Origin of the sequence: Streptomyces sp. NPDC096079, from assembly GCF_040303145.1 — a bacterium.
GTDB lineage: Bacteria > Actinomycetota > Actinomycetes > Streptomycetales > Streptomycetaceae > Streptomyces.
This window is the reverse complement of record NZ_JBEOST010000032.1, coordinates 49,208-62,451: the sequence shown is the minus strand read 5'-3', so window position 1 is coordinate 62,451 and position 13,244 is coordinate 49,208. Positions and strand designations below refer to the sequence as shown.

The following is a 13,244-nucleotide window of genomic DNA, read 5'->3' as shown; positions in this document are numbered from 1 at the left end:
TACGGCGACCTCGCCGTCCTGTCCGAGGACTTCCTCACCGTGCCCGAGGACGCCGTCCCCGGCATCGAGTCCGTGCTCACGGTCGGCGGCGGCCGCGCAGGGAGTCTGCTACTCCGCGGGCCTGCTCCTCCGCCTTGCCCGCGACCTCGCGGGTCTTGCCCTTGACCTGGTCGGCCTTTCCTTCGGCCTTCATCCGCTCGTTCCCGGTCGCCTTGCCGGCGGCCTCCTTGGCCTTGCCCTTGGCCTGTTCCATCTTGCCCTTGGCCTTGTCAGCCATGAGGAAAACTCCCTTTCCGAAGAACGGTCGATCGATGAACAAGCTAAGACACACCAGGACATCTCGCGCGCCGAGCCCGGCGGCCGTTCTGCCGATCAAGGCAGCGGCCGAGTGCAGAGTGCCCGTCGCGCTATCGGAGCGGTCTGGAGCCGGCAGAGCCACAGGGCACAGGGCACAGGCCGAGGGTGCCGAGTGACCATCGGGTCCGTCGTGGGCACCGGTTGGCTGTTGGTGGTCCGAGTGCTCTTGCCGTGGAGTCGGGCGGCAGGGGTGGGGAGCGGCCGAGGGGGTAGTCCGCGGGCTCGTCGGCCGGAGCCCCTTTTCTTCTGGCTCCGGCTGCGCGCTGGTGTGGACCTTGCGTGTACCCGGAAAACGCCGCTTCACACGGCTCCGGTCAGTCGATCTTCATCGGCTGTGCCGCGTCCGGACTCTGTTGGACGGTCACGTGGTGGGGCAGAGGGTCCACGATGCTGCGGGGCCCGGCGGGGGCGGCGCCGATGGAGCCCGTCAGCGTGACGCCCAGGGCGGCCAGGGCCGCGCTCTTGGCGAGCAGTCCCCCTGGGCGGTGGGGCGACCTGGTCCTCGGCTCCGTCTCGGTGGCTGTGGTCCGCCCGCTCGGGGGCGTACCGGACCCGCTCGCGGGGTCCCCGAGCGTCGTTGCCGGGGGTTCGGCGTATCGGGCGTCGGGGATCCGCAGCGCGGCCAGTGCCTTCTCGCAGGTACGGGCGTCGGGACGGGTGGCGGCCTCGTGTGCCGTCATGGCTTTCAGCAGTTCGCCGAGTCCTGGGGGGAGTCCGTCGGGCAGCTCCGGCGGGTGGTGCAGTCGTGCGAGCGCCGCTTCCAGGGGTTGGCCGTCGTACTCCCGTTCGCCCTTGAGGGCCTCCAAGAGCACGAGTCCGAGACTGTAGACGTCGGCCCGCGGCCCCGTGGTCCGGCCGAGCGCCTGTTCCGGTGCCATGTAGCAGGCCGTCCCGACGGGGGTGTCCTCGCCGTCGGTGGCCGCGGTGTCGTCGGGCGTGGCCGTCGGGCCGTCGGTGGTGAAGCGGCGGGAGATCCCGAAGTCCGTCAGGCGCGGGGTGTCGGTCGCGTCCAGGAGGATGTTGGACGGCTTGACGTCACGGTGGACTATGCCTGTTCCGTGTACGTGGGCGAGTGCGGAGGACAGCGCGGCCCCCAGGCGGCAGGTCTCGGTCACCGAGAGTGCGGAGTGGGCGAGGCGCCGGCGCAGAGTCGTTCCTTTGACGAGTTCCATCACCAGGAAGGGACGGCCTGCGTCGCGGCCGGAGTCGAAGAGGGTCACCAGGCCGGGATGCTTCAGTTGGGCCAGGAGGCGTCCCTCGTTGTCGGAGTGCTCCTCCGTCCGGGTGTCACCGCGATGGAAGACCTTCACCGCGACGGGCCTGCGGAGCCTGAGGTCCACGGCCTCGTAGACGTCGGCCGCTCCCCCTCTGCCCAGCAGGCCGTCGAGTCGGTACCGGCCCGCGACCGCGTGAGCCGTCAGCCGGGAGTCGGGTTGGACGCGCCACGGGCCGACCTGCATCTCGGTTCTCCCTGTGTTCCGTTGCCGGCTTCTGCCGTCCGCTTCCTCGTCGGCGAGCGTGTGCCGCCCTCCCCCGTCGGGGGTGGTCGCCTCCGAATGTCGCGGCCGTGCCGCCGTCGCGTGCGGACCTCGGGGTACGGCTGCCCCGGATGCCCCAGGACATCCCTGCGACCTATGCGCTTTCGCCGAGTTGAGGGGCAGCCGTGTCTTCCGGAGGCTGCCGGGTCGGCGGTGTGTGCTCACCGGCACCATGTCGATTGTTTGCGGTGTCGGAGGGGTCACGGAGCGGGCGCCGGTGCGCCTGTCCTTGCGTCCGCGCGCCCCTGTGTGAGGGGTGGCCGTGGCCGGATCTCGCCTCCACGATGAAGCGCGTCCGGGGGCGCGAGAAGGCAGGATCGTTCGCGCGTTCTCCACTTCTGCGATCCGTTCGGGGGGATGCATGGGCAGGCGCTGGTTGATCACGGGGTGCTCTTCGGGCCTCGGGAGGGCGTTGGCCGTCGCGGCGGCACGGGCGGGGCACGAAGTCGTGGTCACCGCCCGCAAGACCGCGGACCTGGAGGACCTCTCCTCCGCCTGGCCCGGGCGGATCGTCCCGGTGCCGCTGGAGCTGCGGGACCCGGACTCCTGCCAGGAGGCCGTCCGGACGGCCGTCGACCGTCTCGGGGGCATCGACGTCCTCGTCAACAACGCCGGCGTCGGTCTGTTCGGCGCGGTCGAGGAGGTCTCCGACGCCGAACTCCGGGACCAGTTCGAGATCCTGGTCGTCGGGCCCTGGAGGCTCACGCGGCTCGCCCTGCCGCTGATGCGGGCCCAGGGGCACGGCCACATCCTCAACGTGTCGTCCATCGTCGGCCGGATGGCCTTCCCGGGTCTCGGCGCCTACGTGGCCGCGAAGCACGCGCTGGAAGGCATGAGCGAGGCTCTCGCCGTGGAGGCGGCCCCGCACGGCATCCGTGTCACGGTCGTCGAACCCGGCATGTTCGCCACCCGCTACGGCACGTCCATGACGGAAGCCGCGCACCGGGTCCCCGCCTACGACGTGACCAACCGCGAGATGCTCGAGGGCGCGCGCGGACTCGCCGACAGCCCCGAGACCGGTCGTCCCGACGACTTCGCCGCCCGGGTCCTCGCCATCGTCCACACCGAGGGCGCCACGCCCCTCCGGATCCCGATCGGGGACGACGCGTACGGCTATCTGGACGCCGCCACTCAGGCCGACCGTGAGGAGTACGCCGCGGCGCGGGCTCTGGTCGGCGGGCCGCCGCCCGCCGTCTGACGGGCCACGAGCGCCCCGCCCCGGGCTGCGAGCGCCCCGCTTCCGGTCCGTCCGGGGCGGGGCCTTCGTGCGGACCGGGGTCGTATGCGCGGCTGTTGTTACCTGTGCGTTCCGCATGGGTGGAAGGTGACAGCGGCGACTTCCGGGGTCCTCCGGTGACGTGACAGCGTCGTGTCCGTCACCGACCGAGGGAGTGCGCAGTGAACAAGGGGTACGCGGTGTTCTGCGACGCCGACCGTCACTTCTACGACGCGCCGCACCGTCTGGTCTTCGCCGAGGGAGCGGGGGGCGCCCTCTACCGGGCGGCCACCCTCCCCGTACCCGAGGGCTGGACGTCGCACCGTACGGGCGACTGGCTCGCCCTGCGCCCCCTGGACCACGCCCTCCCGTCACAGGGCTGGAAGATTCACGTCTCGGCCTGTCTCGACAACGCGGAGGCGATCCTCGCCACGGTCCGCGCGTACTGCCTGGCACAGGACGTGGCCTTCAAGTTCGTCCCCAGCCGCTACCTGCTGCACCAGCGCAACGCCAAGTACGCGGACCGCTCGGCGAGCGGCAAGTTCATCACCGTGTACCCGGCCGACGACGAGCAGTGCGAGCGCGTGGCCACTGATCTGGCGGGGCTGCTGGAAGGCCGGCCGGGTCCGTACATCCTCAGCGACCTGCGGTGGGGCCGGGGCCCCGTGCACCTGCGGTACGGCAGCTTCACCCTCCGCCACTGCTACGACGAGCACGGGGAGCTGCGGCCGGCCGTGGAGGACGGGTCCGGCACGCTCGTACCCGACCGGCGCGATCCCGTCTTCCACGTGCCCTCCTGGGTGACTCCCCCCGCCTTCCTGCGGCCGCACCTGGAGGCCAGGGCCGCGGTGACCGTCGAGGACGTGCCGTACGACATCGAGAAGGCCCTGCACTTCTCCAACGGCGGCGGGGTGTACGAGGCCAGGGACCGGCGGAACGGGCGGCGGGTCGTCCTGAAGGAGGCTCGGCCGTTCGCGGGCCTCGCCGCCGACGGCGCGGACGCCGTGACGCGGCTGCACCGCGAACGCGAGGCGCTGGAACGGCTGTCGGGCCTCGCCTGCACGCCGGAGGTCCTCGACAGCTTCACGGTGGGCGACCATCACTTCCTGGCTCTGGAGTTCGTGGAGGGCAAGCCGCTCAACACCTTCTTCGCGCGGAGGCATCCGCTGATGGAGGCCGAGCCGTCGGCGGAGCGGCTCGCCGAGTACACGGAGTGGGCGCTGCGGATCCACGGGCTCGTCGAGCGGGCCGTGGCCGAAGTGCACGCACGCGGGATCGTCTTCAACGACCTGCATCTGTTCAACATCATGGTGTCCGAGGACGAGTCCTCCGTGGTGCTGCTGGACTTCGAGGCGGCCAAACCCGCCTCGGAGGCCGGTCGCCAGACCGTCGCCAACCCGGCGTTCGTGGCGCCCGCCGACCGGCGGGGCTTCGATGTGGACCGGTACGCGCTCGCGTGCCTGCGGATCGCGCTGTTCATCCCGCTCACCAGTCTGCTCGCGGTGGACCGGGACAAGGCCGCTCACCTGGCGGAGATCGCCGCGGCACGGTTCCCGCTGCCCCCCGGTTTCCTGGACGGGGCGGTTCGGGAGATCACGCGCGGCCCCGCCGGCGGCCGGTCCGTCGGGGGGAGCTCGCGGGCGCCCGACCGTCCGGCGGACGGCTCCCGGTTCCTGCCCATGGAGCCGGGCGACTGGCCGGACAGCCGTGACTCCATGGTGGGCGCGATCCTGGCGTCGGCGACGCCCGAGAGGGAGGATCGTTTCTTCCCCGGGGACATCGCGCAGTTCGCCACGGCCGGCGGGGGCATGACCGTCGGACACGGCACCGCGGGAGTGCTCCACGCCCTGCACGAGAGCGGGGCACCCCGATGTCCGGAGGCCGAGGACAGGCTCCTCCGGCACGCCAAACAGCCCGACTCCGGCACGCCGCTCGGCTTCTACGACGGGCTCACCGGTGTCGCGTGGACCCTCGAACGGCTCGGACACACCGCTGCCGCGCTCGAACTGGCCTCCCTCGTCGCCGAACAGGACCACGAGGGCCTCGCCCCCGACCTGTACGGAGGGACGGCCGGTGTCGGCCTCGCCCTGGACGCCCTGGCCACCGCCACCGGTGAGAGCGGCTTCCACACCGCGGCCCTGCGCTGCGCCGAGCTGTCGGCCCGCCCGCTCCGGTCCTCCGCCCGGCCGGCGGGAGCGGTGGGCAAGGCGCGCACGGGGCTCCTGTACGGCTCCGCCGGTCGGGCCCTGCTGTTCGTACGGCTCTACGAACGCACCCGGGACACCGCCCTGCTCGACCTCGCCGCCGAGGCGCTCCACGACGACCTGAGCCGCTGTGTCCGCGGCGCTTCGGGGACCCTGCAGGTCGACGAGGGCTGGCGCACGATGCCGTACCTCGGCGCGGGCAGCGTGGGCATCGGCATGGTGATCGACGACTACCTGCTCCACCGTAGCGACGACGACCTGGAGCGGGCGCGCCGCGAGATCGTGCGGGCGGCGCAGGCCACGTTCTACGCCCAACCAGGTCTCTTCCGGGGCGTTGCCGGGATGGTGCTCCACCTCGCCCGTACGAACGTCGGCGGGCCCGGCACGACGCCGGGAGACGTACGCCGCCAGGTCGGTTGCCTGAGCTGGCACGCGATGTCCTACCAGGGCCGGCTCGCCTTCCCCGGCGAGCAGATGATGCGCCTCTCCATGGACCTGTCCACCGGTACGGCGGGCGTCCTGCTCGCCCTCTCCGCGGCCCTGGGCGACCGCCCGGCCCACCTGCCCTTCCTTCCGCCGCTTCCGCGGCCCCACGAACCGGCCCCGTGACGGGGTCGTCCCGCACCACCCGTCCCCCAACGAAAGGAAACGATCATGAACCTCTTCGACCTTCAGTCGCTGGAGACCCCCAAGGACGAGGCCATGGGCGACGTCGAGACCGGCAGCCGCGCGAGCCTCCTGCTCTGCGGTGACAGCAGCCTCAGCGTCACGACCTGTAACTGAACCGATCCGGCTTCCCGCACGGCGCCCCGAGCGCCGGTGAGGAGTCACGGGGCCCCGGGAGCGCTGCTCCCGGGGCTCCGGCCGTCCGGGCCGGACACCGGAGGCCCGGCGGGAACGTTGCTCCCGAAGGGGAAAGAGAGGAGGTCGGATGGGCACGCCGACCGGTTCCGACCGGTTGCTCCGCGGCGCCGTACGGCACACGGCGGGCACCACCGCGGCGCTGCTGCTCTGCTCGGTCGCCGGCGCGGCCTGCTCACTCGCCGTACCCGCGCTCGCCGGCAGGACCCTGGACCTCCTGCTGCGTCACCAGCCGGCGGCGGAGTCGTGGTTGCTGTGGACCGCCGTACTGCTCGCGGCCGAAGTGCTCCTGGAGACCGGCTCGGTGCTGCTGACACAGCTCGCCAACGCCCGCGCCACCGCCTGGATCCGGTTGCGCGCCCTGGGCGGTCTCCTCGACACCGCGCCCCACCGGGCAGCACCTCACTCCGGTGGCGACGTCGCCGCCCGGCTGTGCGTCAACGCCACCGACAGCGGCACGGCCCCGGCGGCACTCGCGACCTCCGTGTCGTCCGTGCTCATACCGGTCGGCGCACTCGTGGCCCTGGCACTCGTCCACCTCTGGACCGCCGCCGTCTTCGTGGCCGGTGTGCCCCTGCTCCTGCTGCTGCTCCGCGCGTTCGCCACCCAGTCCTCCGACTCGGTCGGCCACTACCAGCGGGCACAGGGCGCCGTCGCCGCCCGGCTGGCCGAAGCGCTGGGCGGCGCCCGTACCATCGCCGCCGCCGACACGGCACGGCACGAGGAGGAGCGCGTCCTCGCCCCGCTGCCGGAGATGACACGGCACGGCACCCGCATGTGGCTCGTCCACGGCCGCGCCGTGGCCCGCAGCGGCGTCCTCCTGCCGCTGCTCACCACGGCGGTCGTCGCGGTCGCGGGGGTCGGTCTCGCCGCGGGCGAGGTCAGCGTGGGCGGTCTGCTCGCCGCCTCGCGGTACGCGGCGCTCGCCGCCGGGATCGGAGGCATCGCGGCACCGCTCGGCACCCTGGTCCGCGCACGCAGCGCAGGACGCCGCACCGCCGAACTCGCCGACCTGGCACCGATGTCGTACGGCTCCGCGGCCCTGCCGCCCGACGCCCCCGGGACCCTGGAACTGCGGGGAGTGCGGGTGACGCGGGGCGGCGTCACCCTGATCACGGACGTGACGCTCTCGATCGGCGGCGGATCGACGGTGGCCGTCGTGGGCCGCTCCGGAGCGGGCAAGTCGACCCTCGCCGCCGTCGCGGGCCGGCTGACCGACCCCGACGCCGGGGCGGTCCTCCTGGACGGAGTGGACCTGGCGGAACTGTCCCGCTCGGAGCTGCGCGGGGCCACTGCGTACGCCTTCGCGCGTCCCGTCTTCGACGGCGGGGCCACCCCCACGGTGGGCGCCGCGCTGGCCGCCGGGGCCGGGCCCGCCAGGAGCCCGGCCCCGCCGACGAGCGTCCGGGACGCCGCGACGGATGCCTGCGCCGACACCTTCGTCCGACTGCTGCCGCTGGGCTACGACACCCCCGTGGACGACGCCCCGCTCTCCGGCGGCGAGGCCCAACGCCTGGGTCTGGCACGGGCGTTCGTCAGCCGGGGTCGCCTGATGATCCTCGACGACGCGACGTCGAGCCTCGACACGGCCACCGAACGACAGGTGGAGGCCGCCCTCGCCACGCCCTCACGGGCGTGCACCAGGCTGATCGTGGCCCACCGGGTGTCCACGGCCGCCCGGGCGGACCAGGTCGTCTGGATGGAGGCGGGCCGCGTGCGCAGGTCCGGACCGCACAGCCTGCTCTGGGAGGAACCGGAGTACCGGGCGGTGTTCATGGCGGAGGCCGGGCCCGTGGACACCCCGGGCCGGTCGACGGGGCTGCCGGATGTTCCGTCGGAGATCGCGGGGGCCGGCGCCGCGCCGGAGACCGCGCGGACCGGCGCCGTGCCGAAGACCGCGCGGACCGGCGCCGTGCCGAAGACCGCGCGGACCGGCGCTCCGTCGAAGACCGCGCGGACCGGCGCCGTGCCGTCGTCGGCCGTCCCGAGGGCCGGAGCGGGCGAGTGACGCCCGCTCCGGCCCCGCACGTCACCCGTCCGGCACCGGCCGCCGCCGGCCACCCGGAATCGGCCCGGCGCGTCACGGCCTTGCTCCGGTCCCTCCTCGTGCGTCGCAAGGGCGTCCTGGTGAAGCTGGCGGCCTGGTCGGCCGCCGAGTCCGCGCAGACGTTCCTCGGCGGGTTCTGCGTGGCCCGCTCCCTCGACGACGGCTTCCTGAGGGGCGCGGCCTCGACCGGGCTCCTGTGGCTCGCCGGGGCCGCCGTGGCCATCCTGCTGGGCGCTCCCGTCGTCCGGGGCGTCTTCGCCCAGCTCCCCCATCTCACGGAACCGCTGCGCGATCAGCTCGTACGGGGCTCGGTGGTACGCGCCCTGCGCACCGCCACGACCACGGGCGGGAGCGTGGACGCCACAGCGGTGTCCCGGCTGACGAGTCAGACCGAGATCGCCAGGGACAGCTTCGCCGGACTGGTCCTCGCCGCGCGCTCGTTCGTCTTCGTCTCCGTGGGAGCCCTCGTCGGCCTGCTGTCGCTCGCCCCGCAGTTCCTCCTCGTCGTCCTGCCTCCCCTGGGCCTCGGGCTCGTCCTGTTCACGGCCTCCCTGCGCCCCATGGCACGGGCCCAGCACCGGTACCTCGACGCGGACGAGGCCGTCGGCCGGCGCGCCGAGATCACCCGCACCGCCCTGCGGGACACCGTGGCCTGCGGCGCCCAGGAGGCGACCGCCGCGCAGAACCGCCGTGCCGTCGACGAGGCGGCCGCCGCCCAGCGCGCCCTGGCCCGCTGGGCGTCCGTCCGTACGTTCTCGGTGGCGACGGCCGGGCAGCTGCCGGTACTCCTGCTGCTCGCCGCGGCGCCGTGGATTCTCCGTCAGGGCGTCACGGCCGGGGCCGTGGTAGGCGCGCTCACCTACGTCCTCCAGTCACTGCTCCCGGCGCTGCACACGCTGATGACCGTCCTGGGCGCCGCGGGCGCGCGACTCTTCGTCGTGCTCGACCGACTCACCCAGCCGCTGCCCCCAACCCCTCCCCTTGCCGCCTCCTCACCCGGCCCGAGCGACCCGGGCAGGGCGGCCACGGCCCTGGAGCTGCGCCGCGTGCGCGCCGCCTACGGCCCCGGGGCGCGCCCCGTACTGGACGCGCTGGATCTGACCGTCGAGCAGGGGGAACACATCGCCGTGGTCGGCCCGAGCGGCATCGGCAAGTCGACGCTGCTGCACGTCGCGGCGGGCCTGCACAGCCCCGATCGGGGCGACGTACTGCTCTTCGGCCGCGCCGTCGCGGTCTGCCCGCCCTCGGAGCTGACCGCCCTGCGCGTCCTGCTCCCCCAGGAGGCGTACGTCTTCACGGGCACCCTGCGGGACAACCTGCGCTACCTGCGGCCCGGCGCCGATCGGTCCGCCGTCGACCGGACCGTGGACGCGCTCGCCCTGGAACCGCTGATCGACCGGGTGGGCGGGCTCGACCGTACGCTGACGCCCGACGCCCTGTCCCTCGGCGAACGCCAGCTGATCGCCCTGGGACGCGCCCATCTGGCCCCCGCCCCGCTACTGCTGCTCGACGAGGCGACCTGCCACCTGGACCCCGTCGCCGAGGCCACGGCCGAGAGGGCTCTGAGCGCGCGGCCGGGAGCCCTGGTCGTGGTCGCCCACCGGTTGTCGTCAGCGCTCCGAGCCGACAGGGTCCTCGTCCTCGACGGCACCCAGGCCCAGTACGGAACGCACGACGAGCTGCTCGCGCGTTCCGCTCTCTACCGCGATCTGGTGGGGCACTGGAGCCAGGTCCAAGGATGAGCGGACCATGCCGGCGAGGACGTCGGGGGCGGTGCTCAGGTCCACCCGGCGCCCTGGGCTATCCGGATGGCGTCCACGCGGTTGCGTGCGCCGACCTTGCGGATGACGCTCGCCATGTAGTTGCGGACGGTTCCCTTGGTCAGGAACAGCGTCGCGGCGATCTCGGCGACCGGCGCTCCGTCGGCGGCCAGCGAGAGGACGCTCAGCTCTCGCCGCGTCAGGGGCATCTCCGCGGCCTGGAGGAACCCGAGCGCGAGCGTGTCGTCGATGAAGCGCTCCCCCTTGGCCAGACGGTGCACGGCCTCCAGTAATCGGCCCTTGGGGGCGTCCTGGTCGACGAAGCCGGCCGCTCCCGCGGCATGAGCCCGTCGCAGTACCCCCGGCCGCTGCCCAGGGACGAGGGCCAGCAGCGGCGGACGGGCACCCGAGCCCTCCCTCGGGAGCGGTGCGGCAGCGGCCACGGGCGGCGTCGCCGAGGACGGCAGACACTCGGCGTCCGCGACGTACACGTCGGGTTCGGACTTCCCCGCCGCCGGGCCGTGCGGCCATCGGGGCAGCGAGGAGACCACCACGACCCCGCCCGATCTCAGCAGTTCGACCAGCGCGGTCCGCAGAAGCTGCGCCTCGTAGACCACCGTCACCCGTGTCATTCCCACCCCTTCGGTCCTCCGTCGTGCCAGGGGTGCACGACGTGAGCTGCCACCCCACCCCTCTGCCCTTGCCGCACCGGGCGGAACACAGCACGGGGTGCATGGGGGGGCGCACTCCGGAGCGCCTCGGCCGGATCCGGTTTGTCCCTTCGACGGCGAAGCAGGCCGACGGCGTGTGACGCGGGCCGCGCCGAACGAGGAATGTCCAGATCGAACCCGTACGCGGAAGGGGCGCACGCCGGCTCGTTCCGTCGACCCGCGCTCGTTGCACGAGGTTGCACATGCGTGCGCCGTTGGCGCGGGCTCGCTCAGACCTGGTAGCGCCCCGGGGCGAAGAGGTGCAGGTGATCCGCGACCCAGGCGGAGGTCCGTTCCAGGCCCTCCTCCAGGTCGACCTCCGGTTCCCAGCCCGCCCAGGTGCGGGCCCGTGTGTTGTCCGACAGCAGTCGGTGCACCTCGCTGCCGGAGGGCCGCAGCCGGGCCGGGTCCACGACGACCTCCGCTTCCCGGCCCGAGGCGGTGATGAGGGCCTTCGCGAGGTCTCCGATGGAGATCTCGCGCCCGGTGCCGAGGTTGACGCTCTCCCCCAGGGCCCGGTCGCAGCCTGCCAGTGCCAGGAAGCCGGCTGCCGTGTCGGTGACGTACGTGAAGTCGCGGGTCGGGGTGAGCGAGCCGAGGCGGATCTCCCGTGCCCCGGCGTGCAGCTGGGCGAGGATCGTGGGGATGACGGCGCGGGCCGACTGACGGGGCCCATAGGTGTTGAAGGGCCGTACGACGGTCACGGGCAGCTCGTAGGCGTGCCAGTGAGACAGGGCCATCATGTCCGCGCCGATCTTCGATGCGGAGTAGGGCGACTGCGGCTGGAGGGGATGGTCCTCTCCGATCGGGGCGGTGAGCGCGGTCCCGTACACCTCGCTGGTGGAGGTGTGCAGGAGGCGTCGCACCGAGTGGCGGCGGCACGCCTCGGCGATGTTCTCGGTGCCGACGACGTTCGTGCGGACGTAGGCGCCCGGGGAGTCGTAGCTGTAGGGGATGCCGATGAGCGCGGCGAGGTGGAAGACGGTGTCGCAGCCCTCGACGGCGTCCATGACCCGGCCCGCGTCGCCGACGTCCCCGGCGATGAACTCGACCGGCCCGTGCGGGTCGTCGAGGTAGCGGGCGAGGTGACCCTTGTCGGCGTACGGCTTGTAGTGGACGAAGGCCTTGACTCGGGCACCGCGCTGGACGAGCAGGTCGACGAGTGTGGAACCTATGAAGCCCTCGGCTCCGGTGACGAGGACGGTGCGGCCGGTCCAGTCGATGGTCGTGGCTGTCATGGGGTGAGCTCCTTTGTGGTGGTGGGCTGTCCGGCGAGGCGGATGACTGTCTGTGCCAGCAGGTCGGCGGCACGGGCGTGGTTCCCCGGGTCTGCGGCGCGCCCCATCACGGCGAGCCGGGAGGGGCGGCCGAGGAGGGGGTCGATCAGTTCGGCGAGCCGTCCGGGGGTGGTCTCGGCATCGGGGAGGAGGTGGGCGGCGCCCGCGTCGGAGAGGACCCGGGCGTTGTGGGTCTGGTGGTCGCCGGGTGCGTGCGGGTACGGCACGAGCACGGCGGGCACCCCGGTCGTGGCGAGCTCGGCGATCGTGGCGGAGCCGGCGCGGCAGACCACGAGGTCGGCGACCGCGTAGGCGAGGTCCATCCGGTCGAGGTACGGCACCGCTTGCGCGACGGCCCCCGCCCCCGCTTCGATGAGCTCGCGCCGGGCCTGTTCGAGGGCCGCCGGACCGGTCTTGATCAGGAGATGGACGTCCCTGCGGCCCTGCCAGCGGGCGGCGAGGCCCACGGCGGCGGCCGTGAGGCGGGCCGCGCCGAGGCTGCCCCCGTTGAAGAGGACGACCCGCGCGCCCTCGGGTATCGCGAAGGCGCGCCGTGCCTCCCCGCGCAGGGCCGGCCGGTCCAAGGCGGCCAGGGACTCGGCGATCGGCATGCCGACGGTCTGCGCCCGCTCACCGCCTGACAGGTGGGCGCGGCTGCCGTCGAAGGCGACGGTGAGGTGCGGGGTGAGACGGGCGGCGAACTGGTTGGCCCGGCCCGGGACCGCGTTGGACTCGTGGATCACGCTGGGCAACCCCGCCATCTTCGCCCCGACGATCGCCGGGGCGCTGGGGTAGCCGCCCATCCCGACGACGATGTGCGCCTTCTGCCTGCGCAGGACCTGGCGGGCCTGGGCCCCGGAGCGCAGGAGCGCAGCCGGGAGGAGGAAGCGTTTCGCGCCGAGCGCGGGGTCGAAGGGGATCATGTCGACGGTGTGAAGCCGGTATCCGGCCGCCGGGATCAGAGTCGTCTCCAAACCGCGTTCGGTGCCGATGAAGGAGATGACCGTCTCGGGATCGGCACGGCGCAGGGCCTCGGCCAGGGCGAGACCGGGGTAGATGTGGCCGCCGGTGCCGCCCGCACCGATCACGACGGAGAGTGGTGTGCGCATGGCCGCCACTCTCACGAAGCGGGTTAAGAGGGTTCTAAGAGTCCGGTTTGGCAGGCTTCACGCTATGAACGGCATGAGCGGCGTGGGCGGTGTGGGTGGCATGAGCGGTGTGGGTGGTGTGGATGGTGTGGGTGGTGTGGATGGTGTGGGTGGCATGAGTCCGGT

10 protein-coding genes are annotated in these 13,244 nt (G+C 73.1%); 5 read left to right on the top strand and 5 right to left on the bottom strand.

The genetic code is table 11. The annotated features are described in order from the left end of the window. Positions 1 to 76 precede the first annotated feature (76 nt). On the bottom strand, positions 77 to 277 hold the full coding sequence (locus ABTY59_RS35270) for a CsbD family protein (protein ID WP_352023220.1): 201 nt from the start codon (positions 275 to 277) through the stop codon (positions 77 to 79). Between the two features lie 394 nt (positions 278 to 671). Then, positions 672 to 1,817 (bottom strand): serine/threonine-protein kinase, encoded by a 1,146-nt coding sequence (locus ABTY59_RS35265; protein ID WP_352023219.1) that lies wholly within the window; start codon positions 1,815 to 1,817, stop codon positions 672 to 674. Positions 1,818 to 2,256: 439 nt separating this feature from the next. Here ABTY59_RS35265 and ABTY59_RS35260 point away from each other — a divergent pair, with 439 nt between their 5' ends. From ABTY59_RS35260 to ABTY59_RS35240, 5 genes are all read left to right on the top strand, one after another. Beyond that, complete coding sequence (locus tag ABTY59_RS35260; protein ID WP_352023218.1) at positions 2,257 to 3,093, top strand: SDR family oxidoreductase; 837 nt, start codon at positions 2,257 to 2,259, stop codon at positions 3,091 to 3,093. A 200-nt stretch (positions 3,094 to 3,293) separates the two neighbouring features. Next, the gene (gene lanKC, locus ABTY59_RS35255) at positions 3,294 to 5,924 is read left to right on the top strand and encodes a class III lanthionine synthetase LanKC (RefSeq protein WP_352023217.1); all 2,631 of its coding nucleotides are present in this window, start codon (positions 3,294 to 3,296) and stop codon (positions 5,922 to 5,924) included. Positions 5,925 to 5,969: 45 nt separating this feature from the next. Continuing rightward, the gene (ramS, locus tag ABTY59_RS35250) at positions 5,970 to 6,098 is read left to right on the top strand and encodes a mycelium formation morphogenetic lantipeptide SapB (RefSeq protein ID WP_352023216.1); all 129 of its coding nucleotides are present in this window, start codon (positions 5,970 to 5,972) and stop codon (positions 6,096 to 6,098) included. A gap of 148 nt (positions 6,099 to 6,246) precedes the next feature. Then, positions 6,247 to 8,184 (top strand): ABC transporter ATP-binding protein, encoded by a 1,938-nt coding sequence (locus ABTY59_RS35245; RefSeq protein WP_352023215.1) that lies wholly within the window; start codon positions 6,247 to 6,249, stop codon positions 8,182 to 8,184. Further along, positions 8,181 to 9,965 carry an ATP-binding cassette domain-containing protein gene (locus ABTY59_RS35240; RefSeq protein ID WP_352023214.1) on the top strand — a complete coding sequence of 595 codons (1,785 nt, stop codon included), beginning with the start codon at positions 8,181 to 8,183 and terminating at the stop codon, positions 9,963 to 9,965. Before ABTY59_RS35245 ends, ABTY59_RS35240 begins: the two co-directional genes overlap by 4 nt. A gap of 35 nt (positions 9,966 to 10,000) precedes the next feature. On the opposite strand, the gene ABTY59_RS35235 is transcribed toward ABTY59_RS35240, so the two are convergent. From ABTY59_RS35235 to murG, 3 genes are all read right to left on the bottom strand, one after another. After that, a complete protein-coding gene (locus ABTY59_RS35235) occupies positions 10,001 to 10,615 on the bottom strand; it encodes a helix-turn-helix transcriptional regulator (RefSeq protein ID WP_352023213.1) in 615 nt (204 codons plus the stop codon). 308 nt (positions 10,616 to 10,923) lie between these two features. Beyond that, the gene (locus tag ABTY59_RS35230) at positions 10,924 to 11,931 is read right to left on the bottom strand and encodes a GDP-mannose 4,6-dehydratase (protein ID WP_352023212.1); all 1,008 of its coding nucleotides are present in this window, start codon (positions 11,929 to 11,931) and stop codon (positions 10,924 to 10,926) included. Beyond that, positions 11,928 to 13,079, bottom strand: coding sequence for an undecaprenyldiphospho-muramoylpentapeptide beta-N-acetylglucosaminyltransferase (gene murG / locus ABTY59_RS35225; RefSeq protein ID WP_352023211.1), 1,152 nt, complete (start codon positions 13,077 to 13,079; stop codon positions 11,928 to 11,930). Before murG ends, ABTY59_RS35230 begins: the two co-directional genes overlap by 4 nt. Positions 13,080 to 13,244 lie beyond the last annotated feature (165 nt).

What these genes read in the sequence shown, in the direction of transcription:
- ABTY59_RS35270 (WP_352023220.1), bottom strand. Translation starts at nt 277, where the DNA reads ATGGCTGACAAGGCCAAGGGCAAGATGGAACAGGCCAAGGGCAAGGCC.
- ABTY59_RS35265 (WP_352023219.1), bottom strand. Translation starts at nt 1,817, where the DNA reads ATGCAGGTCGGCCCGTGGCGCGTCCAACCCGACTCCCGGCTGACGGCT.
- ABTY59_RS35260 (WP_352023218.1), top strand. Translation starts at nt 2,257, where the DNA reads ATGGGCAGGCGCTGGTTGATCACGGGGTGCTCTTCGGGCCTCGGGAGG.
- ramS (WP_352023216.1), top strand. Translation starts at nt 5,970, where the DNA reads ATGAACCTCTTCGACCTTCAGTCGCTGGAGACCCCCAAGGACGAGGCC.
- ABTY59_RS35245 (WP_352023215.1), top strand. Translation starts at nt 6,247, where the DNA reads ATGGGCACGCCGACCGGTTCCGACCGGTTGCTCCGCGGCGCCGTACGG.
- ABTY59_RS35235 (WP_352023213.1), bottom strand. Translation starts at nt 10,615, where the DNA reads ATGACACGGGTGACGGTGGTCTACGAGGCGCAGCTTCTGCGGACCGCG.
- ABTY59_RS35230 (WP_352023212.1), bottom strand. Translation starts at nt 11,931, where the DNA reads ATGACAGCCACGACCATCGACTGGACCGGCCGCACCGTCCTCGTCACC.
- murG (WP_352023211.1), bottom strand. Translation starts at nt 13,079, where the DNA reads ATGCGCACACCACTCTCCGTCGTGATCGGTGCGGGCGGCACCGGCGGC.